Genomic DNA, 24,848 nt, shown 5'->3' on the forward strand with positions numbered 1-24,848 from the left:
TTCGTGTTGAACGGCATTCCGCCGGCTGCTAACTGTTTTCGAGCCGGTGGGAAGAAGGGACAAATGCCCCCGATCGACCGGCCCAGAACAAAATGGGGAACGCACATGACTGCTACGCTCCGCAAGCGGCTTTCGACCGCAGCGCTGTTTCTTTCCGCCGTGTTCGCCGCCGGCACCGCCGCGGCGGCCGGCAAGATCGCGGTGATCACGCCTTATCTCGCCCAGCCGGGCACCCAGTTCTACGTCGAGGCCTTCCAGGCGGCGGCCAAGGACAAGGCATGGGACGTCAACGTCATCGACACCAAGGGCGATGTCGCCGCCGTCATCTCCCGCCTCGAAGACGCCGCGACGCAGAAGGTCGACGCGGTGGTGATCAACGTCGATCCAGCGCAGGTCGAGGCCGGGCTCGCAGCCGTCAAGGATGCCGGCATTCCGGTGGTCGGCATGGACGCCGGCGCCAGCCCCTATCTCGTCACCAACGTGACCTCCAACGGCTATGCCATGGCGGCCGACACTGCCGCCTATGTCGCCAACCGGATCGGCGGCAAGGGCAACGTGGTCATGTTCGTGTTCGACGCCTTTCCGCCGGTTCAGGTGCGCGGGGTGATCGCCGACGCCGTGTTCGGCAACAATCCGGACATCAAGGTGCTCGACCGCGTGACGCCTGATGTCTCGGACGGCGGCATTGCCGACAGCCGCGCCAAGATGGAGGCGATCCTCGCCGCCAATCCGGACAAGGGGTCGATCTCCGCCGTCTGGGCGGCCTGGGACCAGCCGGCGCTCGGTGCGTTGCAAGCGGTCGAGGCGGCCGGGCGGCAGGACGAGGGCATCGTCATCACCGGCATCGACGCCAACCCGCAGGCTCGCGAAGCGATTGCCGCCGGCGGCAACTTCGAGGCGTCTATGGCGCAGGACTTCCACGGCATCGGCAAGGCCGCGGCCGACGCCGTCGCCCAGACGCTCTCCGGCAAGCCGCCGAAATCGTCGGTCATCTATGTGCCGACCAAACTGATTACCGCCGACAACGTCAAGGACTGACGGCGTTCCACAGCCAGGATGGGCGGCCTCGCCGCCCTCCCAACCCAGGCTTCCGACACATGACACTGCTTTCGATCCGCGACCTCGACAAGAGCTTTGCCGGCGCGCGGGCGCTCGGCGGGGCGTCGCTCGAAGTCAGGGCCGGCGAGGTGCATGCCCTGATGGGCGAGAACGGCGCCGGCAAGTCGACGCTCATCAAGATTCTGGCCGGCGTCCAAAAGCCTGACGCCGGAGTGATCGAGATCGAGGGCGCGCCGGTTACCATCGCGTCGCCGGCCGATGCCCTCCGCCTCGGCCTGCGCTTCATCCACCAGGAACTCTCCGTGGTGCCGCACCTGTCGGTGGCCGAGAACATTTTTCTCGGACGCGATTATCCGCGCCGCTGGGGCGTGATGATCGATTGGGATGGCCTCAACCGGCGCGCCGCCGCCGTGCTGGCCGACCTCGGCGTCGCTCACATCCAGCCGGCGCGCAAGATGGCGCGTCTCTCGGTGGGCGACCAGATGCTGGTGAAGATCGCCGCCGCCTTCCAGGATGCCAGCGTCGAGGGCGGCATGCCAGCCCGCCTCTACGTGATGGACGAACCGACGGCGGCACTGTCGGCCGAGGAGTCGCAGCGCCTGTTCGCGGTGATCCGCCAGCTGCGGACGGCGGGCGCCGGCATCATCTACGTGTCTCACCGGCTCGACGAGGTCATGGACCTCGCCGACCGTCTCACCGTGCTGCGCGATGGCTCGACCGTGGCGACGCGCGACATCGCCGGCCTGCAGAAACTCGAAGTCATCGAGCTGATGATCGGCCGCCGGTTCGCCGAGGGCTATCCGCCGCGCCTCAATCCAGTCCAGGACGAGGTGGCACTCGGAGTCGAGCATTTATCCACAGCTTATCTACAGGATGTCTCCTTCGAGGTCCGGAAAGGCGAGATCCTCGGTCTCGCCGGTCTTGAGGGTGCCGGGCAGAGCGAGGTCATCCGGGCGATCGTCGGCGCCGACGGCGGCCATGACGGCGCCATCAGCCTTGCGGGCCGGTCGGTCAAGATAGACGAGCCGGTGTCGGCCTGGGCCAAGGGGCTTGCCTTCCTGCCGCGCGAACGGCGCCAGGAAGGGCTGGTGGCGTCCGCCTCCATCGCCGGCAACGTGTCGCTGCCGCATCTCGACGATCTCCTTCGCTTTGGCCTCGTTCTCGACCGCAAGGCCGAAGCGGAGCAGGCGGTGGATCTCGGGCGGAAGGTGAAGCTGAAGGCCAATGGGCCGCGCCAGAAGGTGCGCGAACTTTCCGGCGGCAACCAGCAGAAGGTAGTGTTCGCCCGCGCCATTGCCGGGGAACCCGAGGTGCTTCTGCTCGACGAGCCGACACGCGGCGTCGACGTCGGCGCCCGCTACGACATCCACGCCTTGCTGCGCGAGCTGACGGCCGAGGGCAAGGCGGTGGTGCTGGCCTCTTCCGACCTGCCGGAGCTCGTCTACATGGCGGACCGCGTCATCGTCTTCCGGGACGGCAAGGTGGCGACCACCGTTTCCACCGACGGCCTCGATCAGGCCGGCCTTGCCGCCCTTTGCTTCGGCGCGCCGACCGCGCCAACCGCCTGAAGGAATTTTTCCGTGGCTTCCGCGCTCAAGACTTACGGCACGCTGATCGGCTTCGTTCTGGTCGTTCTGTTCTTCTGGATCGAGATTCCCGACACCTTCATGACCGCCAAGAACTGGTTGAACATCAGCCAGCAGGTGTCGATGCTGGCGGTCGTCGCCTTCACGATGACCGTCGTCATGGTGATGGGCGACTTCGATCTGTCCGTCGGTTCCATGGCGTCGCTCGCCGGCATCGTGGCGGCGCTGGCCTTCCGCGACGGTCATGGGGTGTGGGTTGGCGTGGCGCTGGCGCTTGTCATCGGCCTTTTGGGCGGTCTCCTCAACGGCGCGCTCGTCGCCTATGTCGGCATCCTGCCCTTCGTGGCGACGCTCGGCACGCTGACGGTCTACAGCGGCCTCGCCTTCCTGGTCTCCGGCGGCAAGACCATCTTCGGCCGCGACATACCCACGGCCTTCTCCGGTTTTGCTCGGTCCGGCCTTCGGCTTGGTGAGTCCGTGAGCCTTCCGAGCCTGACCATCGTCGCGGCGCTGGTGCTGCTGATCGTCTGGTTCGTGCTGGAGCAGACCACCTTCGGTCGTCGCCTCTATGCCATCGGCGGCAACAAGGAAGCGGCGCGTCTTGCCGGCATCCGCGTCAGGCGGTTGCGCTTCCTCGCCTTCGGTCTCAGCGGCTTCGGTGCGGCGGCGGCCGGCCTGATGTATGCGAGCCGGGTAGCCTCGGCCAATCCGACGCAGGGCTCGGGTCTGATGCTCGACGCGATTGCCGCCGTCTTCCTGGGCATGACCATGAGCGAAGAGGGCGAGCCACATGTGCTGGCAACGCTTGTCGGTGTGCTGATCCTCGGCGTGCTCGGCAACGGCCTCACCCAGATGAGCATCGACAGCTATGTGCGCGAGGTGCTTATCGGCTCGATCATCGTGCTTGCCGTCGCTGCGTCGTCGATCGGCAAGGCGAAGGGCTGAAACGAAAGCGCCGCCGGCCAAGGCCGACGGCGCGTCCTGAAATGCTGGCTCAGCCTAAAGCCGAATGCCCTCGGTCATCAGCCCGTGTACCAGGCTGCCGGAGGTCGGCAGCAGCGGGATCAGGCAGGCTTGCACCGAATGATAGATGTCGGGACGGCCGTAGAAGGGATTGGTGGCCGGCCGGTCCTCGGCGTCGAGTTGCGGAATGAAGGCGCCGGTCATCCGGTCGATCAGGTGATCCGTGGTGAAGTCCCAGATGCGGCGATACCAGTCCTCATAGAAGGGGTCGCCGGTGATCGAGGCAAGGAAATGGGCGGCGCCGATGCCTTCGCAGCAAGGCCACCAGAAGCGGTCGGGCACCGACGGTTTGCCGTCCCAGCCGACGGTGTAATAGAAGCCGCCGCGCTTGCTGTCCCACCCTTCGGTGACGGCGAGGCGGAAGAGGTTCTGCGCCGCGTCCGGCAGCCAGCCGAGCTTGCGCCCGCCGAGCTCCCAAAGCTGGAGCAGGAGGCGCGCCCATTCCAGCCAGTGACCCGGCGTCGAGCCGTAGGGCTTGAACATCGGGTTGCCGACATAGTCGAGCGTCAGGTTCCATTTGCCGTCGAAATGCTCGGGCAGACGCCAGCCGTTGCGCGAGGCGAAGCGATCGACGATCAGTTCGGCGATGCTCTCGGCTCGGCGAAGGTACTCGGTGTCGTCGGTGACCTCGAAGGCCGCCATCAGCGATTCCGTGAGGTGCATGTTGGAGTTCTGGCCGCGATAATCGCCGATCGGCTGCCAGTCGGCGGTAAACTCCTCGGCCACCGCGCCCGGGTCCTGTTCCCAGAAGCGGGACACCAGGATGTCGGTGACATCGGCGATCAGCCTGTCGGCATCGGGATGACCGGCCGCCTTGGCAGTGGCACCGGCGAGCAGCACGTGGGCGTGACCATAGGCCTGCTTGGTGGGGTCGGTCAGCGTGCCGTAGCCGACGCCCCAGTGATAGCCGCCGTTCGTCGCGTCACGATGGCCGCTCCACAGGAAGTCCATGCCGTGGTCGACGATGTTGGCGGCGCCGGGCCGGCCCATCAGCGAGGCGATGCCGAAGGCATGCACGAGACGGGTGGTGATGTGCAGGTTGCGCGACGGCGGCAGGCCGCCGTCGGCGCCCGGCGCCATCGGCTTTCCGGCCTCGTCGAGCTCGAAATAGCCACCCAGCGGATTGCGGCAGTCGGCCTCGAAGAAGGAGAAGAGCGCGTCGGCGCGGCCGAGCAGCCAGAGACGATGGGGCGCGCGCTCCACCCAGCGGCTGCGCGCGGCGGACTTCAGTTGCCTGAGCATTCATTTCCTCCCGGGGCGGCGGTGCTTCGGTCGTCCTGCCTTTACTTTCTCTTAGTCTTAGCACCGCCCGCCGCCGGGACAACTTCAGGAGATCACAGATCGACTAGATTTTAGCGAAAATGGCTAACGGCTGGAATCGTTCCAGCGAAGCGGATCGCAATGTGCCGTCAGGGCTTGCCGTCGACTGGCCGGAGTTCAAGAAGAATGGCAGTTTCCGGCCGTTGCATCGGCAAGGGCAGGCCGGCGCTCGCCAGCGCTGCCGCACTGAAGGACATCTCGCCGGACAATAGTTTCGTCTGGCCGTCGCTCATCCGGATGAAGCCGGAGGGGCAATCGCCGTGGACGGCGGCGATCCGCCATTTCCGCTCGGGCGCTCCGGGCAGGCGGAGCGTCAGCGGTTCCGGCTGCTCGGCGATCATGGTTGGTCCCTGCGCCACGAAGACGGCGGCATGGTCGGTCGTCATGGCGCCCCAGACGTAGCGGCCGTCACGCGGGTCGAGATTGAAATTGGCGCCCGGTGCGTGGAGGAGCGGCCTCAGGCGCTTGTGGAGTGCGATAAGCCCGGCAAGTTCGGTGCGTTCCTCGGCGCTCATGTCGAGCGGGTTGAGCTCGACACCGAGGTGATAGGCCAGCGCCACCAGGACGCGGAAGGTCAGCGACAGCGTCCGGCCGGACTGATGGCTGGGATTGGCCGAGACGTGGGCGCCCATGATCTCCGGCGGCAGGAACAGGCTGGCGCCGCGCTGGATTTCCAGCCGATCGAGGGCGTCGGTGCAGTCCGACGTCCAGACCCGCTGGGTGTTGCCGAGCGCGCCATAGTCGGTGCGCCCGCCGCCGGACGAGCAGCTCTCGATCTCGACATGCGGGAAGGCGGCGCGCACGCGGGCCATCAGCGCATGGACGGCTCGGGTCTGGGCCGTGGTGACCGCGCGGCCCTCGGCGCCGCCGACGTGGGTGAGGTCGCGGTTCATGTCCCACTTGATGTAGGAAACGGCGAGCGACCCCAGCACCGCCGCGATCTTCTCGAACAGATAGTCGGTGACCTCGGGCCTTGTCAGGTCGAGCGCCTGCTGGTTGCGCGAGCGCAGCAGGGGGCGCCCGTTCACCTTGAGGGCCCAGTCGGGATGGGTGCGGTAGAGGTCGGACTCCTCGTTGACCATCTCAGGCTCGAACCAGATGCCGAACTGCATGCCGAGCGAGGTGACGTGGTCGACAAGCGGCTTCAGCCCATCCGGATACTTGCGGCGATCGACGATCCAGTCGCCAAGCGAGGTGGTGTCGTCGTCGCGGCGGCCGAACCAGCCGTCGTCGAGAACGAAGCGCTCGATGCCCAGGGCAGCGGCGGCGTCGGCCTGCGCCTTCAGGGACTCGAGGCGGTGGTCGAAATAGTTGCCTTCCCAGGTGTTGAGCGTCACCGGCCGCGGGCTCATGGCGCCACCCGGCCAGGAGAGGATTTCCGCGCGGACGAAGGCCTGCAGCGCCGCCGCGTTCTCGGCGGCATAGGCGACGGGGCTCTGGTAGCTCTCGTCTTTCGACAGGCGGATCTCGCCTGGCTCGAACAGCCCGCCGAGATGGACGAGACGGCGGCCGTCGTCGAGCGTGTCGACGGCGACGAGATGGTTGCCGCTCCAGCCGAGGTGGAAGGCGAAGCTCGCATCGCCGACCGCAACGCCGAGATAGGGCTGCCGGTCATGGCTGGTGCGGCCGCGCCGGTTCTCCTGAAGCGTGATGCCGGGTTCGAGGCGATGACGCTGGATCTGGAACTCCCGTCCCCACATGCCGGTGAAGCGGGTGACCGTGGCTTCGCCTGCCGGCAGCAGGAAGCTGCCGGCCATGCAGCGATCAAGCGTGTAGATGCCATCCTTCACCGAGGTGAGGCGGGTGGAGAGGCCGAAGACACCGGTCTCGCTTGCCCGGATGGCAATCTCGATGTCGATGCCGGCCACGCCGTCGCTGGCGGCGAGCACGGTGGTTGCGCCGTCACGGCGGACGGTCCAGCCGGCAAAGTCGAGCAGGAAGTCGCGGCCGTCACGGTGGCCCGAGATGGCCGGCCAGCCGAAGGCGCCGAGCCCGGCTACCGGCAGAAGCACCGCATAGGGGGCGTCGACATCCATGCCGTTGATGCGGCTCGAGCGCGGCGCGTCCGGCCAGAAATCCGGTGCTGCCGCGCCGCGGCCGAAGGCGAGGATCTCCGGCATGCCGCGCTCGGGCAGGCCGAGGGCAAGCGAGAGCGGACCGGCGGAGAGGGTGAGGGTGGACGGCATGGACGGACCCCGGCAGGTTGATTCAGTCAAGAAAGAAGGGGCGGCACAGAATTCCCCGCGCGATCCCTTCCTTCGTCGTCCTGCCGGTATAATTCGTCCTCAGGTGGCTATTCCAGCGACATTTGGAGGGAATCGGCGTTTTGAGCCGAGATTCCCTGCCGCCAGCACGAAATTACTTGTCTGGAAGCTCGGTTGCGTCACCGCTTGGATGCAAGCGCCTCGGTGAGCGTGCGGATGTTGTGCCTGATCATCTCGACATAGGTCGGCGCGGGTCCATCCTTGGCCGACAGGGCATCCGTGTAGAGCTCGCCGCCGACCACGGCCTGGGTCTCGGCGGCGATCTGGTCGACCAGCCGGCGGTCCTTGATGTTCTCGACGAAAATGGCGGGAATGGCGTCGTCGCGGATCTGCCGGATGATGCGCGCAACGTCGGCAGCCGAGGCTTCGGATTCAGTGCTGACGCCCTCGGGAGCGAGAAGGGTCAGGCCATAGGCGGCGCCGAAGTAGCCGAAGGCGTCATGGCTCGTAATGATCTTGCGCCGCTCGGTCGGCAGCGCCGCCATGGCGGCGCGGACCTCGGCGTCGAGAGCTTCCAACTCGGCGACATAGGCGGCGGCATTGGCGTCATAGATCGCCTTGCCCTCGGGATCGGCGGCGTCGAGGCCGGCGGCAATGTTCTTCACATAGGTGACGGCGTTGGCGACATCCTGCCAGGCGTGGGGGTCGGTGCCATGATGGTCATGATCGGCGTGATCCGCCTCGGCATGCTCGCCCTCGTCCTCCTCGGCCATTTCACGCGCCGCAATGCCCTGTGAGGCCACCGTCACCGGCCCAGCGTAGCCGGAGGCTTCGGCGAGGCGGTCCATCCATCCCTCGAAGCCGAGGCCGTTGACGACAAGGAGCTTGGCGGCGGCGACGGCTTTGACGTCGTCGGGCGTCGGCTCGTAGACATGGGCGTCGCCATCGGGACCGACCAGGGTGGTGACGGCGACGCGGTCGCCGCCGACGCGGCCAACCATGTCCCCGAGAATGGAAAAGGATGCGATCACCGGCAGTCGATCGGCGGCAAAGGCGGGGCCGGCCAGCAAGACCAGCAGGGACGCGACAAGCAAGCGGTTCATGGAACCCTCTATGTTATGTTATAACATAACTATGGTTGGCTGGAACATGCGGTGCTGTCAAGGGTGGTGTGCCATGGCGCGGTCCACGAGGAGAGGTCATCGACGCGAGGACGTGCCATCTCGGGACGAAGCCACCAATGAAATCAGGCGCCTCTGGCGATGATGAAACGCAGGACAGCCCCCTCTTTTTTCTCCTCGACGAGCCGATGGCCCTGTTCGCGGCAGAAATGGGGAATGTCGATCGCCGCCATCGGATCGGTCGCCTCGACGATGAGCAGATCGCCGGCCGCCAATGCGCGCAAGGCCTTGCCGGTCCTCAGCACCGGTAGCGGGCAGTTCAGCCCCTTGAGATCGAGAAGCGATGCCTCGGCCATGGTCAGGGCAGGGCGCTGCGGCAGAGATCGACGAAGGCGCGGACACCGTCCGACCCGGCCGACAGCGCAACGCCGAAGGCAATGACCGCGATGGGCAGGGCAAGCGAGGCCAGATGATCGGACAGCCGGATGCGCTTGGTTGTGTCCTTTTCGGTGCCGTGTCGATCAGTCATCGGCTCAACTCCCGGCGATCAGGGTCTTCAGCTTGTTGAGAGCGACCTCCTGATCTTCCATGTAGGCGATGGTCCCGCGAAAACGGCCATCGGCGTCGAACATGAAGCTCGAGGCCGTGTGGTCCATGGCATAGTCGCCATCCGTGCCGGGCACCTTGCGCGCATAGATGCGGAAGGTCTTGATGGCGGCGTCCACCTGTTCCCGGCTGCCGGAAAGACCGACCACGATATCGCCGAAGGACGACAGGTAATCCTTCAGTACCGCCGGGGTGTCGCGCTCGGGATCGACGGTGACGAACAACAGGTCGACCTTGGAGGCGTCGGGGCCGAGCTTCTCCTTCAGCGCCGCGTATTCGCCGAGCGTGGTCGGGCAGACGTCGGGGCAATGAGTATAGCCGAAGAAAATGACGTGAGGCCGACCGGCAAAGGTCTTGTCGGTGACGGCGCGGCCGTTCATGTCGACGAGGGTGAAGGGCCCGCCGATGTCGCTTGCCGCGACGCTGGCGTTTTCCATGAAGGGAAGACGGCCGCCGAAGACCAACCAGGCGGTGGCGCCGAACAGCACCGCGACCAGCAGCCAGACGATGATGCGAACAGCCTTCATGAGTTCCTCGACGGGCAATGGCCGGCGGGGCCGGCTCGCTTCCAGCCTAACGAAGATCGACGACGCGGGGAACGATCAATTTCACCGGCGCGAGCACGCCCTCAAATCAGGGCGTCGCGGCGGGCGAAGATGCCGCGCCAGCTCATGATCCCGACGAACAGCATCGACAGCGTGTCCCAACCGGCAAAGGACAGGCCGAACAGGCTGATCGGCGCATCCGAGCAGGAGACGAGGCGGGTGTTCTTGACCGCCGCCATCAGATCGGCGGCATTGCTGACCACGGTCGGGGCACCGCCGCAATCCGACGGCCCTTCCCACAGCTTCCATTCAGCACCGGTGTGATAGCCGGCGAGGATCGTGCCGGCGAGGAAAATGCCGCCGCCGACGAAATAGAGAAGACGGGAAAGGCGCGGCATGCGGGCCGACAGCAGAAGGCCGACCAGCAGCACCGGCAGACCGGCGTAGTAGAACATGCGCTCCTGCAAACAGAGCTTGCACGGCAGGTAACCGCCGATGATCTCGAAGCCCCAGGCGGCGGTAATGGCGAAAAGACCAGCCAGGAATGCAAGGCCGGGAGCACGAATGGCGGCGGGAGCGGACATGGAACACCTGATCGACGACTGCGGCGGCTCCGGCCTAACAGCTTGGAACGAGCCACGCAATCGGCGATTGGATTGTTCGGGGGCGGTTGCCGGTCGAAAAAGGCGCCCCCGGCCGCGCCTCGAAAGGCGCAACGCCGGCAGAAACGAATTCCGGGGGGCTGGGGGGCTGGATTGAGCCGGAACCCGTCCGCAGCGTCATTGCCGGGGGACGAGAGGTATCCTGCTGGCCTCACTTGGCGTCGCCAAGGCGGGAATGGGGCCAAACTGTGAAAGACGATCAGAGCTTCGTGATGGAAGGGACTAGAAGTCGGCAGCGATGCCCTTGACTTCCCAGTCGCCATAGCGGGCCGGCTCAAGGCCGCCGCGACCGCCGATTTCCTTCGGCCGGCTCTCGTTCATGGCGCGGCGACGCCCCTCCGCTTCGGCGAGGGCGCGTTGTGCGGCAGGCGACAACATTTTTTCGGACGCCGAGCTAGGCTTTTCGGGCGTATCGGTCATGGGAGTATCCTTGATGGCGGGCGGGCGGCTTACCATCTTCCTTGTCTGAAATCCGGTTCAGAATAGCAGCCGGAGACCGGAAGGACAGATGAATTTCTTCAAGACCTCCCTCCTCCTCGCCGCGATGACGGCGATCTTCATGGGCGCCGGTTATCTGATCGGCGGCCAGGGCGGCATGTTGATCGCGCTGGTGATCGCCGCCGGCATGAACCTCTTTTCCTATTGGAATGCCGACAAGATGGTGCTGGCGATGCACCGCGCCCGTCGTGTCGACCGGGCCAGTGCGCCTGAATACTATGGTATCGTCGAACGGCTCGCCGCCAATGCCGGCCTGCCGATGCCGGCCGTCTACGTCATCGACAACCCGCAGCCCAACGCCTTCGCCACCGGCCGCGATCCCCAGCATGCCGCCGTGGCCGCCACCACCGGCCTCCTGCAGATGCTCGACCGCGAGGAGATCGCCGGCGTCATGGCGCACGAGCTGGCGCATGTTCAAAACCGCGATACGCTGATCATGACGGTCACCGCGACGATCGCCGGCGCCATATCGATGTTGGCCAACTTCGGCCTGTTCTTCGGCTCGATGAACCGCGACAGCGAAAACCGCAGTCCGCTCGGCGGCATCGGCCTACTCCTGGCGGCGATCGTCGCGCCGCTCGCCGCCATGCTGGTTCAGATGGCCATTTCGCGAACGCGCGAGTATGCCGCCGACAGGCGTGGCGCCGAGATTTCCAACAACCCTCTGGCGCTTGCCTCAGCCCTCGACAAGATCGCCGGTGCCGCCCATCGCGTGCCGAACATGACAGCGGAGCAAAATCCTGCTACGGCGCATCTGTTCATCATCAATCCGCTGTCCGGCGCCAGGATGGACAACCTGTTTTCGACCCACCCGGATACCGGCAACCGCATCCGCGCCCTGATGGCGATGGCGGATGATGGCGGCCTCGGGCGGCGCAGTCCCGAGCCTCAGGCAGATGGTCCCTGGACCTCGCCGCGCGGCTCGAGGGGCGGCCCATGGGGTGGGGGCGGTTCTGCCGGACGGCCTTCAAACCGTGGACCGTGGGGATGACCGCAGACAACAGTGGCCGCAAGGGCGGCGGAAAAGCCGGCAACACATTCAGGCCGGCGCGTCCCCATGACGGCCCGAAGGGCGCCTTCAAAGGCGGACGCCCGCCGCAGGCCGGTCGCCGTCCACCCCGGCCGCAGGGCATGGAAGCGCGTGCCGTTGCCGTGGCGCTGGTCGACGGGGTTCAGAAAGGCCGCCTCCTCGATGCGCTTCTGGACAAAGGTGCCGCCGCCGAGCGTTACCAGCGTCTCGACCCGCGCGATCGTGGCCTTGCCCGCGCCATCGTCGGCTATGCCTTGCGCCGCCACGGCCAGATCGACGACGCGGTCAGCCGCTTTCTGACCCGGCCGCTGCCCGACGACGCCGGCACCTTGAAGGCGGTAATCGCCGTCTCGGCCGCCCAGATCATGTTCATGGATGTCGCCGACCACGCCGCCGTGGCGCTGGGTGTCGAGCTCGCCGGTGCCGACAAGGCGGCGGCGCCGTTCAAGGGTGTCGTCAACGCCGTCCTCCGTCGCGTGTCCGAGAACAAGGCGACCATTCTCGCCGAGCAGGACGCCATCGCCCTCAATACCCCGGCCTGGCTGATGGAGCGCTGGAGTGCCCATTACGGGGTCGACGTGGCGCGCGATATCGCCGCGATGAACGCCCTCGAACCGACGCTCGACCTCACCGTGAAGTCCGATCCGGAAGCGTGGGCTGCCCGACTGGGCGGGATCAAGCTTCCCAACGGTTCGGTGCGCCTGCCCGTCACCGGCGCGGTCGAGAAGATCGATGGTTATGAAGAGGGTGGCTGGTGGGTTCAGGATGCCGCCGCCACGCTGCCGGTTCATCTGCTCGGCGACGTCAAGGGCAAGAAGGTCGTCGATCTCTGCGCCGCTCCGGGCGGCAAGACCGCCCAGCTCGCCGCGCTCGGCGCCGATGTCACGGCCATCGACGTGTCCTTCCACCGTCTGCAGCGGCTTGAACGCAACCTCTATCGTCTCGGTCTCAAGGCCAATCTCGTCAAGGCGGACGCCACCGAGTGGCTGGGCGGCACCTTCGACATGGTGCTGCTCGACGCGCCCTGCACCGCGACCGGCACGCTACGGCGCCACCCGGACGGCGCGGTCGGCAAGAAGCCGGCCGACGTGCCGACGCTCGCGGCCGTGCAGCGCCGCCTGATCGATCAGGCGATCCGCATGCTGAGGCCGGGCGGTCTTCTCGTCTATTCCACCTGCTCGCTGGAGCCGGAGGAGGGGCAGGATCAGATTCGCCGATTGAGGCTGATCGAGGCGCCGCTCGACGTGGTGCCGGTGACGGCGGACGAGGTGTTCGGCCTTTCCGAGATCGTCACGCCGGAGGGCTTCATCCGTACCCTGCCGTCGCACCTCAAGCAGGACGATGCCCGGCTTTCCGGCCTCGACGGCTTCTTTGCCGCCCGCCTCCGTCGGCAGTGACAGGGGCTGCCGGGCCGACAACCGATAAAATTGATCGGTCTCGCATACCACTTGGTAACCAAGGTGGGCGTCTCATGCCGTGATGAGCGCCTCCGGTTTGCCGGAGGGCAATGATTCTTGCTCCAGCACCGAAAGGGGGCCTGACGATGCGCGCACAAGTCGCCGGCACGGCCCGGCTGGTGCTGTTCGCTGGCGAACTGGCCCTCCGCCGCGCCATAATGGCCTTGGAACGAGGCCCCTTCTCGCGCTGGCGCTGGCCCGGCTCGACGCCCGAACGGCTGGTCATCGCCCCTCAGGACATCCGTACCACCGATCCGACGATCGCCGCCGACATCTATGCCGGCCTCTATGCCTTCGCCGGCAAGGTGGTGGAAACAAGCGGCCGTTCGCCCTTCGACATGCCGTCGCCGTCGCCCGAATGGACGCGGGTGCTGCATGGTTTCTCCTGGCTTCGCCACCTTCGGGCGGCCGAGAATGCGCTCGCCCGCCAGAATGCCCGGGCGCTGGTCGCCGATTGGATCGCCCAGGAGGCACATGCGCCGCCGGAAGCCTTCGAGACCGAGAACATGGCGCGGCGGGTGATCGCCTGGATCACCCAGTCGCCGCTGATCCTGAAGGATGCCGACCGCGCCTTCTATCGCCGCTTCCTGCGCTCCCTGGTGCGGCAGGTGCGCCGGCTGCGCGGCCGCCAGAGCGACGCGGTGGACGGCTATCCGCGGCTCCTCGCCGCCGTTGCCGTCGGCGTCTTTGCGCTGTCGGCCGACAACCAGGGACGGCTCGCCCGCCAGGCCGGCCTCAGGCTCGAACAGGAACTCCGCCGGCAGATCCTGCCGGATGGCGGTCATATCAGCCGCGATCCCTCGGTGATCGCCGACCTCCTGACGGACTTGTTGCCGCTACGGCAGGCCTATTCCAACCGCGGCGTCAACCCGCCGCAGGCGCTGCTGGTCGCCATCGATCGCATGATGCCGATGCTGCGCTTCTTCCGCCATTCCGACGGCAGCCTGCCGCATTTCAACGGCATGAGCGCCAGCCACGCCGGCCAGCTTGCGACGCTCAACGCCTACGACGACACCCACGGCCGGCCGGTGGAGAACGCCAGCCATTCCGGCTATCAGCGGCTCGAGGCCGGTGGAACGGTGATCCTGATGGATGCCGGCCCCATTCCGCCGGTCGGGGTCAGCCAGAAGGCGCATGCCGGCTGCCTTTCCTTCGAGATGTCGAGCGGTCCCAACCGCTTCATCGTCAACTGTGGCGCCGCCGACGATCCGCGCTGGCATTCGGCTGCCCGCTCGACGCCCGCCCATTCGACGCTGTCGCTGGAAGACATGTCCTCCGGCGCCTTCCTCGATACGCCGCGCATCGTCCGACGGCTCGGTCCGGTGATGATCGACGGCCCGCGCGTGGTGCCGGTGGCCCGCGAGGATCGCGACGACGTCATCGCCCTGGTGGCGAGCCATGACGGCTATTCCGGCCGGTTCGGCGCCATTCACGAGCGGCGGCTCGTCCTGCGCATCGATGGCGGCGAGATCGTCGGATCCGACCGACTGACGTTTGCCGGCCGCAAGCCGCGTCACGACCGCTTCGCCATCCGCTTCCACCTGCATCCACTGATCCGGGCGAACCGTACGGCCGGCGGCGATGTGCTGCTCGTCGCTCCCGATGGCGAGGCGTGGACCTTCACCTGCGGCCTGATCGCGCCGGAACTGGAGGATAGCGTCTTCCTGTCCGACACGCTCGGCCGCCGCAAGAGCCTGCAGATCGTGCTGCCGGGACGGGCGCGGGTGACGCCTGAGGTGGCCTGGGCGCTGACCCGCACCGCCGAAGGGCAGCGCGGCCGGTCGCGCGGGCGCGATGTCCGGCTGGGGCCGGATCTGTTCGCCGGCAGCTGATCGGCGGTTTCGGCGGAGAAAGCGGCAATTATCGATCCAAATCGATTGGGCGCGGGTTCCGCGCGCCGGTCTTTCGTGCTATCGCGCCGCCATCCCCACTTCCGGAGAAATCCCCATGGCTGGCCATCCCGATCGCGTCGCCCCCAAGCGCGCGCTGCTTTCCGTTTCCGACAAGACGGGCCTCATCGAGTTCGCTCGCGCCCTTGCGGACCGCGGCGTCGAACTGCTGACCACCGGCGGCTCGAAGAAGCTCCTGAGCGAGGCCGGCATTCCCGTGACGGAAGTGGCCGATTTCACCGGCTTCCCGGAGATCATGGATGGCCGGGTCAAGACGCTGCACCCCAAGGTGCACGGCGGTCTTCTCGCCGTTCGCGATGACGCCGGCCATGCCAAGGCGATGGCCGACCACGGCATTCAGCCGATCGATATCCTGGTGGTCAACCTCTACCCCTTCGAGGAAACGATCGCCCGCGGCGCCGGCTATGAGGAGACCATCGAGAACATCGACATCGGCGGTCCCGCCATGATCCGCGCCGCCTCGAAGAACCATGCCTATGTCACGGTGCTGGTCGAGCCGGCCGACTACGAGGCGGTGATCGCCGAGATGGATCAGGGCGGCGTCACCTTCGAGACCCGTCGCCGCCTCGCCGCCAAGGCCTACGCCCGCACCGGCGCCTATGACGCGGCGATTTCCGGCTGGTTTGCCAGCGTGCTCGGCGGCAAGACCGGCGATTTCGTTGCAGTGGGCGGCAAGCTCGCCGAGGACATGCGCTATGGCGAGAACCCGCACCAGTGGGCCCGCTTCTATCGCTCCACCGAAATCCGGCCCGGCGTCTCCACGGCGACGCAGTTGCAGGGCAAGGTGCTCAGCTACAATAACATCAACGACACCGACGCCGCCTTCGAGCTGGTGGCCGAGTTCGACCGGTCGGTGCCGGCCGTCGCCATCATCAAGCACGCCAACCCCTGTGGCGTCGCCACCGGCGCGACGCTGCTCGAAGCCTATGTCAAGGCGCACCGCTGCGACCCGGTATCGGCCTATGGCGGCATCGTGGCGCTGAACGGCACGCTCGACGCCGACACGGCGAAGAAGATCGTCGAGATCTTCACCGAGGTGATCATCGCGCCGTCGGCCACCGACGAGGCGATCGCCATCGTCGGCGCCAAGAAGAACCTGCGTCTTCTGGTCACCGGCGGCCTGCCCGACCCCAAGGCGCCCGGCATCACCGCCAAGACGGTGGCCGGCGGCCTGCTGGTTCAGTCGCGCGACAATGGCGTCGTCACCGCCGCCGACCTCAAGGTGGTGACCAAGCGCGCGCCGACCGATGCCGAGCTCGCCGACCTCCTGTTCGCCTTCAAGGTCTGCAAGCACGTGAAGTCCAACGCCATCGTCTACGTGAAGGACGGCGCCACCGCCGGCATCGGCGCGGGACAGATGAACCGTGTCGACTCCTCGCGCATTGCCGCCATCCGCGCCGCCGAGGCGGCTGAGACGGCCGGCTTCAAGGAGTCGCTGGCCAAGGGGTCGGTCGTCGCCTCCGACGCCTTCTTCCCCTTTGCCGATGGCCTTGAATCGGCGATCGCCGCCGGCGCCACCGCCGCCATCCAGCCGGGTGGCTCCATCCATGACGCCGAGGTGATCGCCGCCGCCGACAAGGCCGGCATCGCCATGGTGTTCACCGGCATGCGGCATTTCCGGCACTGAGGCTAATCCACCTTCCCGACAGGTAGCCGACAGGTTTCTCGACCCAAGGTGAGCGGGCCGGCGCGATGAACGCGCTGGCCCGTTTTGTCGAGGAACCAACATGAAGACTTCCCTGATCGCCGCCGCCTTCGCTCTCGTGCTCACACCGGTTGCCGCCCTTGCCGACGACGAGAATGCCAAGTGCACCGACGCCGCCAAGGACACCTGGCTCAGCATCGACGCCGTCAAGGCCAAGGCCGAGGCTGCCGGCTACAAGGATATCAAGAAGGTGAAAGTCGAGGGGACCTGCTACGAGGTCTATGCCTTCGACAAGGAGGGCAACAAGGCCGAGGTCCTGTTCAATCCGTCGACCGGCGAGAAGGCCGGCGACGAAGCGGGTGAGTGATCCCATGTCCGAGACGTCCGCCGGCGGCAACCCGCCGCGGACGGTCCGGGTCTGGGATCCGGTCGTCCGCCTGTTTCACTGGACGGTGGTCATCGCCGTCGTTCTCAACCTCTTCGTCCTGAAACCCGGTCGCCTCTATCATCGCTACGTGGGCTATGTGGTCATCGGCGCCGTGCTGGTCCGGCTCGTCTGGGGCTTCGTCGGCACCCGCCATGCCCGCTTCTCCGATTTCTTTCCGACGCCGGCCCGCCTCGTTCCCTATCTCAGGGCACTGTTCCGCGGCGAGGAGCCGCGCCATCTCGGGCATAATCCGGCGGCGGCGGTGATGATGCTGGCGCTGATGGTTCTGCTGCTGGCTGTCGGCGTGACCGGCTGGATGACGACCCTCGACGCCTTCTGGGGAGAAGAGTGGCTGGAGGAGTTGCACGAGGGCTTTGCCAACGCCATCATGGTGTTGGCGCTGGTCCATGCGGCCGCCGCCATCGTTGAAAGCCTGCGCCACCGCGAGAATCTGGTCTGGTCGATGGTCACGGGCAGAAAGCGCGCCTGATGCGTCTTCTTCTCGTCGAGGACAGTGCCCGCCTCGCCGCCCTGCTCGGCGAGGCCGTGCGCGAGGCCGGCTGGCGCCTCGATGCAGTCGGCACATTGGCCGAGGCGGAAGCGGCCATCGCCGCGACCGACTTCGACCTGATCCTGCTCGATCTCGGCTTGCCGGATGGCGACGGGCTCGATCTCCTGCGCGCCATCCGCCGGGCCGCCGATGCGACGCCGGTGCTGATCCTCACCGCGCGCGGCACGGTCGAGGAGCGCATAGCCGGCCTCGACGCCGGCGCCGACGACTATCTGGTCAAGCCATTCCATCACCGTGAGTTTCTGGCCCGCTGCCGAGCCATGCTGCGACGATCGCCAATGACGTTGCAGCCGGTGCTGGTTGCCGGCCGTCTCGCCTATGATCCGGCCACGGCTCTTCTGACGGCCGGTGAGGAAACCATTGCGCTGCCGCCGCGCGAACGAGCGCTTTGCGAAGCGCTGATGCGCGACATCGGTCGACTGGTGCCGCGCCGCCGGCTGGAGACGACGTTGTCCGACTATGACAGCGAACTCACGGCCAATGCCCTCGATCTCGCGGTCTCCCGCTTGCGCAGGCGGCTTGAGGGGATCGGGAGCGGCGTCGAGATCGCCACGGTGCGCGGCCTCGGCTACCTGATGCGGGAGTGCGCCTCGGACGGCGCCACCGAGGGGCCGACATGAGCGGACATCACCGCAAGCGACTGGCGGGGCTGGTTGCCCGCCGCATCCTCACCTTCGCCTTGCTGGCCATGGTGCTGCAGGTGGCGGTGGTCTTTGCCCGCTACTGGTTCGACGACGAGGAACTCGGTCAGATCCTCGTCGAGCGCGAGACGGAGGCGATCGCTGCCTCCGTCCACCGCGTGGCTGGCGCCTTGACGCTCGACCCGGACGCGCCGGTGCTCGATCGCTATGTGGGCGACATCGACGAGGCGGACGACGGAGGTCACGGGGACGACGACGGCGCCGCCGTCAGCCATCTGCCGCCAGCCACCTTCGTCCGGATCCGCTCCGATGATGGCCGCACCGTCTATTCCAACTGCGGCGAGGAGTGCGAGGAGCATTTCCTGCCTCCGCCGGGCAACGCGCCCGATTTCTGGCAACGGGCGATCGAGCCCGGCAAGCCGCTCAGCGTCGCCGGCGGCCGCGCCTTCGTCATCGAAGGCGAGCGGGTGCTCATCGACGTCGCAGTCCTGCATGATCCCGGCAACTTCCTCGGCTCTATCCTCGCCTACGAGATGATCGATCACATGCTGGTGCCGATGGGGTTGATGCTGGCGCTGACCATCGGTGCCACCATCCTGTCGATCGGCGCGGCACTCCGTCCCGTTTCTGCGGTGGCGCGAGCCGCCGATGCCCTGGATCCGCGGTCCCCCAGGCCCTTGTCGATCGACTCCGCCATGCCCCAGGAAATCGCGGGTCTCGTCGAGGCGATCAACAGGCTGTTTGCCCGCACGGCTGAGATCATGTCGGCGCAGAAGGTGTTCTCGGCCGCCGTCGCCCATGAGATCCGGACACCGCTTGCGGTCTTGCGCCTCGAACTCGATCGGATTGCCGACCCCCGCGCCCGCCGGGCCGAGGCCGACATCGAGCGCCTGTTGCACATCCTTGAACAGTTGACGGCCTTTGCCCGTCTCGATGTCGTGGATGACGCCGCCTTCATCGAGACCGACCTCGCCGCTCTTGCCGCGGATGTGGTGGCCGACATGGCGCCTCTCGTGATCGACAGGGGCGCCACCATCGCCTATGAGGGCGCCTATGAGGGCGACGGTCCGGTGGCGGTGAGATTGGTACCTTCGCTGATACAGAACGTCGTGAGAAATCTGATAGAGAACAGCCTCAAGCATGCTGGCCGCGGCGTCGACATCGTCGTGGCGGTCGGCGAGGATGGCAGTCTCGTTGTCTCCGACAATGGCTCAGGTTTTGTTCCCGGCGAGTCGCGGGGAGAGTTCGGTCGCGTGAAGGCGTCGGGGTCGCTCGGTCTCGGGCTGACCATCGTCGAGCGGATCGCCAATCTGCACGACGCGACGCTGTCGATCCGGTCCGCGCCGGGCGAGGGGACCAGTGCCCGCGTCGTCTTCGTTCGTTCATGAGGAAATGATGTTCAACTCACTTGGCAACCGCCGCCGCTTTTCCGACCTCAGCGAACAGGAAATCCTGGCGCTGGCCATCTCCAGCGAGGAAGACGACGCCCGCATCTATGCGAGCTATGCCGAGAAGCTGCGCAAGGACTATCCGGCGACGGCGGCAATGTTCGACGAGATGGTCAAGGATGAGGATGGCCACCGGCGCTTCCTGATCGCCGAGCATGAACGTCTGTTCGGACCGGTGATCCCGCTGATCCGCCGCGAGCATGTGGCTGGCTATTATGCCCGCCAGCCGGTGTGGCTCGTCGAGAATCTCGGCATCGAGCGCATCCGCGAGGAAGCGGCGCGCATGGAGGCGCAGGCTTACGCCTTCTACACGGAGGCTGCCAAGCGGGTATCGGATGCCGGTGCCCGCCGGTTGCTCGGCGATCTCGCCGAGCAGGAGCGCCACCATATGGAAGGCGCCGAGGTTGCTCGCGAGGAAAACGTCGGGCCGTCGGACGAGCAGGAAGAGGCGATGGTCGCCCGCCGCCAGTTCATCCTCACCTATGTGCAGCCGGGCCTCGCCGGACTGATGGACGGCTCGGTGTCGACGCTGGCGCCGATCTTCGCCACCGCCTTTGCGACGCAGAACTCCTGGACGACCTTCCAGGTGGCGCTCGCCGCCTCGGTCGGTGCCGGCATTTCCATGGGCTTTACCGAAGCCGCGCACGATGATGGCGTCATCTCCGGCCGCGGCTCGCCGATCAAGCGCGGCCTCGCCTCGGGCATCATGACGGCGATCGGTGGCCTCGGCCATGCGCTGCCCTATCTCGTGCCGAATTTCCATCTGGCGACGGCGATTGCGCTGGTGATCGTCTTCATCGAGCTGTGGGCGATCGCCGGCATCCAGAACCGCTACATGGAAACGCCGTTCTTCCGGGCGGTGATCCAGGTGGTCATCGGCGGCGCGCTGGTGCTCGCCGCCGGCATTCTGATCGGCGGCGGCTGACCTGTCTCGCGGATCTCCATGGAAAGACGTTGGGGCGGCACGAGCCGCCCCTTCTTCTTGTCAGGCGTGCCGGTTCTGGCGGTGGTCGATCAGGTCGGTCACCACCGAGGGATCGGCCAGCGTCGAGGTGTCGCCGAGCGAGCCGAAGTCGTCCTCGGCGATCTTGCGCAGGATGCGGCGCATGATCTTGCCGGAGCGTGTCTTCGGCAGGCCCACCGCGAACTGGATCTTGTCGGGCGAGGCGATGGGACCGATCTCCTTCCTCACCCACTGCGTCAGTTCGGTGGCCAGCGTGTCGGTCGGCGTCTCGCCCTCCATCAGCGTGACATAGGCGTAGATACCCTGTCCCTTGATGTCGTGTGGATAGCCGACGACAGCGGCCTCGGCCACCTTGGGGTGGGCGACCAGCGCGCTCTCCACTTCCGCCGTGCCCATGCGGTGACCGGCGACGTTGATGACGTCATCGACGCGGCCGGTGATCCAGTAGTAGCCGTCCTCGTCGCGGCGGGCGCCGTCGCCGGTGAAATACATGCCCTTGTAGGTGGAGAAATAGGTCTGCACGAAGCGGTCGTGATCGCCGTAGACGGTGCGCATCTGGCCGGGCCAGCTGGACAGCAGAACAAGGTTGCCCTCGGTTGCTCCCTCAAGCACGTTGCCGAGTGCATCGACGATGGCCGGCTCGACACCGAAGAAGGGCCGCGTCGCCGATCCCGGCTTGAGGCGGGTGGCGCCGGGCAGCGGCGTGATCAGGATGCCGCCGGTCTCCGTCTGCCACCAGGTGTCGACGATAGGGCAACGGCCATCGCCGACCACGCGGTGATACCAGAGCCAGGCTTCGGGATTGATTGGCTCGCCGACCGTGCCGAGGATGCGCAGTGACGCCCTGGACGTGCTTTTTACTGCCTCCTCGCCATGGGCCATCAGTGAGCGGATGGCGGTGGGGGCGGTGTAGAAGATCGTCACCTTGTGGCGATCGATCACCTCCCAGAAGCGTGACGGATTGGGATGGCTCGGCACGCCCTCGAACATCAGCGTCGTGGCGCCGTTGGCAAGCGGGCCGTAGAGCACGTAGGAGTGCCCGGTCACCCAGCCGACGTCGGCCGTGCACCAGTAGATGTCGTCCTCGTGGCAGTCGAAGACCCATTGATGGGTGAGCGAGGCGTAGACGAGATAGCCGCCGGTGGTGTGCAGCACGCCCTTGGGACTGCCGGTGGAGCCGGATGTGTAGAGAATGAACAGCGGATCCTCGGCCCCCATCGGCGACACCGGGCAATCGCTGGCAACGCCCCTGGCCGCGTCGTCATAGTAGACGTCACGTCCGTCCTGCATGGCGACCGCCTTGCCTGTGCGGCGCACCACCAGGACCTTGGACACGCCGGGACATTTCTCCAGCGCCGCGTCGACGTTGGCCTTGAGCGACACCTTGCGGCCGCCGCGTATACCCTCGTCGGCGGTGATGACCAGCGAACTGCCGGCGTCGCGGATGCGGCCGGCGAGACTATCGGGCGAGAAGCCGGCGAATACCACCGAATGGACGGCGCCGATGCGGGCGGCGGCCAGCATGGCGAAGGCGGCTTCCGGGATCATCGGCAGGTAGATGGTGACGCGGTCGCCACGCCGAACGCCGGCTTCCTTCAGCACGTTGGCGAAACGGCAAACTTCCTCCTGCAGCTCGCGGTAGGTGATTGCCCTTTGCTCGGCGGGGTCGTCGCCCTCCCAGAGGATCGCCACCTTGTCCGGGGTGCGGTCGGCGTGACGATCGACGCAGTTGTAGGCGGCATTGAGGATGCCGTCTTCATACCAGCGGATCGATACGTGGTGCGGATCATAGGAGGCGTTCTTCACCCGCGTGAAGGGCTTGATCCAATCGAGCCGGCCGGCCATCGACGCCCAGAAGCCGTCGGGATCTTCGATCGACCGCTTGTAAAGCTCCAAATACTTGTCGTTGTCGATGAAGGCCGACGCGGCAAGCGCCGCCGGCACCTCAAACACTTCACCAGACATCTGAAATCCTCCTCGCGTCGGGCCCTCCCGGCCGCACGCCAATCGGCATCAGTATTGTCCGTCAAAACACGTAAGTCCATTAGCCGCCCGGCTAATTGGGAACGCCTTGATGTCGGCCTCTGTCAGATGAAGTGCCAGATGCGGGTCGTCCTGACGTCGCGATCCTCGATCGCGCGCGGCACCGGCACGTCGTAACTGGCGAGCGGGGCGATGCCGGCGGACGGAAGATAGGCGCGGCCGGGGTCGCCGAACAGAACGGCGGCGCCGCGCGTTTGCGCCGCGCGCAGGAAGGGTTCGACACGAGCGGCCATCGGCCGTTCGTAGAAGACGTCGCCGGCCAGCACCACGTCGAAGCCGGTTGCCCCGAGGTCGAGATAGTCGGTGTCCGACGCTTCGATTTCCAGTCCGTTATCCGCAGCGTTGATCCGGATGGCGGCGCGGGCATAGGGATCGATGTCGGCGGCGACGACATGGCGGGCGCCGGCGCGCTTGGCCGCGAGAGCAACGATGCCGGAACCGGCGGCGAAATCGAGAACGCGGGTATCGCGGACGATGTCCGGATGGTCGAGCACGTGGCGGGCGAGGGCCTGGCCGCCGGCCCAGGCGAATGCCCAGAAGGGCGGCGGCAGGCCGGCCTTGCCGAGATCCGCCTCGGTCGCCTGCCAAAGATCCATCGCCTCGTCGGCGAGCCGCAAGCTTATCTCGGGCACGAGCGGCGGCACTTGCAGGCGTGTTTCCCGCAGGACGAAAGCGCTCTCGCGGGAAAGCGCGCTCACCGTTCGGCCATGGCGAGAACGGTTTCCCATTCCTCATCGGTCACCGGCTGAACCGAAAGACGCATCGAGGTGACGAGACTCATCTTGGAGAGCGACGGCTCGGCCTTGATTTCGGCGAGCGTGACCGGACGCTTGATGTCCCGGACCGCCCGGACGTCGACGCAGTCCCAGCGCGGGTCATCGGTGGTGCTGTCGGGATGGGAAAGGGCAATCACCTCGCAGATGCCGACGACGGCGAGGCCCTCATTGGAGTGGTAGAAAAAGCCCTGGTCGCCCAGCTGCATCGCCCGCATGTTGTTGCGGGCCTGATAGTTGCGCACACCATCCCATTCGGCGCCGGTGGCGCCTTTTGCCTTGAGGTCGGTGAAGGAGAACTTGAAGGGTTCGGACTTGAACAGCCAGTGGGCCATGGGCGCTCCCTGTTGCGGCGTGTCGGCGAGATCAGCCTGGCGCGCCGATCACCCATTTCCACGGCTTGATGTCGACGCTCTCGAACAGGCCGGCGCGAGCGTAGGGGTCCTCGGCGAGCACGGTCTGCAGCGTCTTGAGGTCGACCGCTTCGGTGATGAGCAGCGAACCAATCATGTTGCCGGCTTCATCGAGATAGGGACCGCCGACCAGGATGGTGTCGGCATTGGCCTTGACATAGTCGAGATGGGCGGTGCGGTTGGCCTGCCGAACGGGCAGATGCCCGACCTTGTCGATGCAACTGACGACATAATGCATGGTTCGCCTCGAATGCGGACGATGGAATGAGGCGGACCCTAGAGCATTTCACAGCCGGATGGAACCGTTCGATCGAACGACCTGCGTTGAAGCCCCAGGTCCGTTGCGCAGAGGCGCGCAGTCGTGAACCGGGGGCGCAAGAGACAAAAGACCCCGACGGAACGGACCGTCGGGGTCATTTGCGAGACGGAGTGTTGGAAAGCCCGATGCTGCTTTCGGCTGCCCGCGTTCTGGCGGCCGAACCACGGTGTCAGATGGCGACGAGTTCCGGCACGGCAGACGTGGGGGCGGGCATGCCGAGGGCGCGGTGGTAGGCGGCGCCGATGCCGCTGAAGATGCCGGGAGCAAAGACGTCGATCACCTCGGAGCGGACCCGGGCGGCATAGTCGCCGGCCGCCGAGAGGAAGGTGAGCGGCGGGAAGACGAAGGTGCGTTCGGTGGAGCTGACGGTCGGCGCCGATACGGCGGCCATCACGACTGATTTCGGAACGTTCATGCCGAAGGCGGAGGCACCGGTTGAGGAAGCGGCGACAAGGAGGGAAGCGACTGCCGCGGCGACGAGAAGGCGTTTCATAATGCAGGAACTCCGGAACGCGATTGCCTGCTTTCTAACAGGGCGGATTGAAAGCCTCGTTCCGAGATCAGCGGCAATTTTTTCCTTTCC

The 24,848-nt window shown here is 66.5% G+C and carries 25 protein-coding genes; 12 read left to right on the plus strand and 13 right to left on the minus strand.

The window, feature by feature from the left end:
- The first annotated feature begins 105 nt into the window (after positions 1 to 105).
- From CXZ10_RS16170 to CXZ10_RS16180, 3 genes are read left to right on the plus strand one after another with little or no spacing between them, the layout of a single operon-like run.
- Entirely contained in the window at positions 106 to 1,038 is a 933-nt protein-coding gene (locus CXZ10_RS16170) for a substrate-binding domain-containing protein (protein ID WP_101290398.1), read from the plus strand.
- A gap of 59 nt (positions 1,039 to 1,097) precedes the next feature.
- Positions 1,098 to 2,627, plus strand: a complete 1,530-nt coding sequence (locus CXZ10_RS16175) for a sugar ABC transporter ATP-binding protein (protein WP_101290399.1) — start codon at positions 1,098 to 1,100, stop codon at positions 2,625 to 2,627.
- A 12-nt stretch (positions 2,628 to 2,639) separates the two neighbouring features.
- Entirely contained in the window at positions 2,640 to 3,590 is a 951-nt protein-coding gene (locus CXZ10_RS16180) for an ABC transporter permease (protein WP_101290400.1), read from the plus strand.
- Between the two features lie 54 nt (positions 3,591 to 3,644).
- Here CXZ10_RS16180 and CXZ10_RS16185 read toward each other — a convergent pair whose 3' ends face one another.
- The 8 genes from CXZ10_RS16185 to CXZ10_RS16215 form a co-directional block, all read right to left on the minus strand.
- The gene (locus CXZ10_RS16185; protein ID WP_101290401.1) at positions 3,645 to 4,910 is read right to left on the minus strand and encodes an AGE family epimerase/isomerase; all 1,266 of its coding nucleotides are present in this window, start codon (positions 4,908 to 4,910) and stop codon (positions 3,645 to 3,647) included.
- A gap of 167 nt (positions 4,911 to 5,077) precedes the next feature.
- A complete protein-coding gene (locus tag CXZ10_RS16190) occupies positions 5,078 to 7,174 on the minus strand; it encodes an alpha-galactosidase (RefSeq protein WP_101290402.1) in 2,097 nt (698 codons plus the stop codon).
- A 197-nt stretch (positions 7,175 to 7,371) separates the two neighbouring features.
- Positions 7,372 to 8,295 carry a metal ABC transporter substrate-binding protein gene (locus tag CXZ10_RS16195; protein ID WP_101290403.1) on the minus strand — a complete coding sequence of 308 codons (924 nt, stop codon included), beginning with the start codon at positions 8,293 to 8,295 and terminating at the stop codon, positions 7,372 to 7,374.
- 143 nt (positions 8,296 to 8,438) lie between these two features.
- Positions 8,439 to 8,669, minus strand: a complete 231-nt coding sequence (locus CXZ10_RS16200) for a sulfurtransferase TusA family protein (protein ID WP_101290404.1) — start codon at positions 8,667 to 8,669, stop codon at positions 8,439 to 8,441.
- Between the two features lie 2 nt (positions 8,670 to 8,671).
- The gene (locus CXZ10_RS21605) at positions 8,672 to 8,842 is read right to left on the minus strand and encodes a hypothetical protein (protein WP_180336036.1); all 171 of its coding nucleotides are present in this window, start codon (positions 8,840 to 8,842) and stop codon (positions 8,672 to 8,674) included.
- A gap of 4 nt (positions 8,843 to 8,846) precedes the next feature.
- The gene (locus CXZ10_RS16205) at positions 8,847 to 9,446 is read right to left on the minus strand and encodes an SCO family protein (RefSeq protein WP_101290405.1); all 600 of its coding nucleotides are present in this window, start codon (positions 9,444 to 9,446) and stop codon (positions 8,847 to 8,849) included.
- 101 nt (positions 9,447 to 9,547) lie between these two features.
- On the minus strand, positions 9,548 to 10,048 hold the full coding sequence (locus CXZ10_RS16210; RefSeq protein WP_101290406.1) for a disulfide bond formation protein B: 501 nt from the start codon (positions 10,046 to 10,048) through the stop codon (positions 9,548 to 9,550).
- Between the two features lie 300 nt (positions 10,049 to 10,348).
- A complete protein-coding gene (locus CXZ10_RS16215; RefSeq protein ID WP_101290407.1) occupies positions 10,349 to 10,546 on the minus strand; it encodes a DUF1674 domain-containing protein in 198 nt (65 codons plus the stop codon).
- An 88-nt stretch (positions 10,547 to 10,634) separates the two neighbouring features.
- Between CXZ10_RS16215 and htpX the strand changes: the two genes are divergently transcribed.
- The 9 genes from htpX to mbfA all read left to right on the plus strand — a co-directional run bounded on the left by htpX (position 10,635) and on the right by mbfA (position 20,678).
- Positions 10,635 to 11,615 (plus strand): zinc metalloprotease HtpX, encoded by a 981-nt coding sequence (gene htpX / locus CXZ10_RS16220; protein ID WP_101290408.1) that lies wholly within the window; start codon positions 10,635 to 10,637, stop codon positions 11,613 to 11,615.
- Positions 11,616 to 11,755: 140 nt separating this feature from the next.
- A complete protein-coding gene (locus CXZ10_RS16225; RefSeq protein WP_101290569.1) occupies positions 11,756 to 13,051 on the plus strand; it encodes an RsmB/NOP family class I SAM-dependent RNA methyltransferase in 1,296 nt (431 codons plus the stop codon).
- A gap of 146 nt (positions 13,052 to 13,197) precedes the next feature.
- Positions 13,198 to 14,943: a heparinase II/III family protein gene (locus tag CXZ10_RS16230; protein ID WP_101290409.1), complete on the plus strand. Its 1,746-nt coding sequence runs from the start codon at positions 13,198 to 13,200 to the stop codon at positions 14,941 to 14,943.
- 115 nt (positions 14,944 to 15,058) lie between these two features.
- Positions 15,059 to 16,648, plus strand: coding sequence for a bifunctional phosphoribosylaminoimidazolecarboxamide formyltransferase/IMP cyclohydrolase (gene purH / locus CXZ10_RS16235; protein ID WP_101290410.1), 1,590 nt, complete (start codon positions 15,059 to 15,061; stop codon positions 16,646 to 16,648).
- Between the two features lie 100 nt (positions 16,649 to 16,748).
- Complete coding sequence (locus CXZ10_RS16240; RefSeq protein ID WP_101290411.1) at positions 16,749 to 17,033, plus strand: PepSY domain-containing protein; 285 nt, start codon at positions 16,749 to 16,751, stop codon at positions 17,031 to 17,033.
- A 4-nt stretch (positions 17,034 to 17,037) separates the two neighbouring features.
- Complete coding sequence (locus tag CXZ10_RS16245; protein ID WP_101290412.1) at positions 17,038 to 17,583, plus strand: cytochrome b/b6 domain-containing protein; 546 nt, start codon at positions 17,038 to 17,040, stop codon at positions 17,581 to 17,583.
- Positions 17,583 to 18,284, plus strand: coding sequence for a response regulator transcription factor (locus CXZ10_RS16250; protein WP_101290413.1), 702 nt, complete (start codon positions 17,583 to 17,585; stop codon positions 18,282 to 18,284). Before CXZ10_RS16245 ends, CXZ10_RS16250 begins: the two co-directional genes overlap by 1 nt.
- A complete protein-coding gene (locus CXZ10_RS16255; RefSeq protein WP_101290414.1) occupies positions 18,281 to 19,693 on the plus strand; it encodes a sensor histidine kinase in 1,413 nt (470 codons plus the stop codon). The genes CXZ10_RS16250 and CXZ10_RS16255 overlap by 4 nt, the downstream gene beginning before the upstream one ends.
- Positions 19,694 to 19,700: 7 nt before the next feature.
- Positions 19,701 to 20,678, plus strand: coding sequence for an iron exporter MbfA (gene mbfA, locus CXZ10_RS16260; protein WP_101290415.1), 978 nt, complete (start codon positions 19,701 to 19,703; stop codon positions 20,676 to 20,678).
- Positions 20,679 to 20,738: 60 nt separating this feature from the next.
- Here the strand turns inward: mbfA and acs are convergent, their stop codons facing one another.
- The 5 genes from acs to CXZ10_RS16285 form a co-directional block, all read right to left on the minus strand.
- Complete coding sequence (acs, locus tag CXZ10_RS16265; RefSeq protein ID WP_101290416.1) at positions 20,739 to 22,682, minus strand: acetate--CoA ligase; 1,944 nt, start codon at positions 22,680 to 22,682, stop codon at positions 20,739 to 20,741.
- Between the two features lie 122 nt (positions 22,683 to 22,804).
- Positions 22,805 to 23,458, minus strand: a complete 654-nt coding sequence (locus CXZ10_RS16270; protein WP_180336037.1) for a class I SAM-dependent methyltransferase — start codon at positions 23,456 to 23,458, stop codon at positions 22,805 to 22,807.
- The gene (locus tag CXZ10_RS16275) at positions 23,455 to 23,868 is read right to left on the minus strand and encodes an EVE domain-containing protein (RefSeq protein WP_101290418.1); all 414 of its coding nucleotides are present in this window, start codon (positions 23,866 to 23,868) and stop codon (positions 23,455 to 23,457) included. Before CXZ10_RS16275 ends, CXZ10_RS16270 begins: the two co-directional genes overlap by 4 nt.
- Before the next feature lie 31 nt (positions 23,869 to 23,899).
- A complete protein-coding gene (locus CXZ10_RS16280; protein ID WP_101290419.1) occupies positions 23,900 to 24,184 on the minus strand; it encodes a YciI family protein in 285 nt (94 codons plus the stop codon).
- A 250-nt stretch (positions 24,185 to 24,434) separates the two neighbouring features.
- Positions 24,435 to 24,758 carry a hypothetical protein gene (locus CXZ10_RS16285; RefSeq protein ID WP_101290420.1) on the minus strand — a complete coding sequence of 108 codons (324 nt, stop codon included), beginning with the start codon at positions 24,756 to 24,758 and terminating at the stop codon, positions 24,435 to 24,437.
- Positions 24,759 to 24,848 lie beyond the last annotated feature (90 nt).

The sequence above is a fragment of the Pleomorphomonas diazotrophica genome (genome assembly GCF_002844595.1).
Lineage (GTDB): Bacteria > Pseudomonadota > Alphaproteobacteria > Rhizobiales > Pleomorphomonadaceae > Pleomorphomonas > Pleomorphomonas diazotrophica.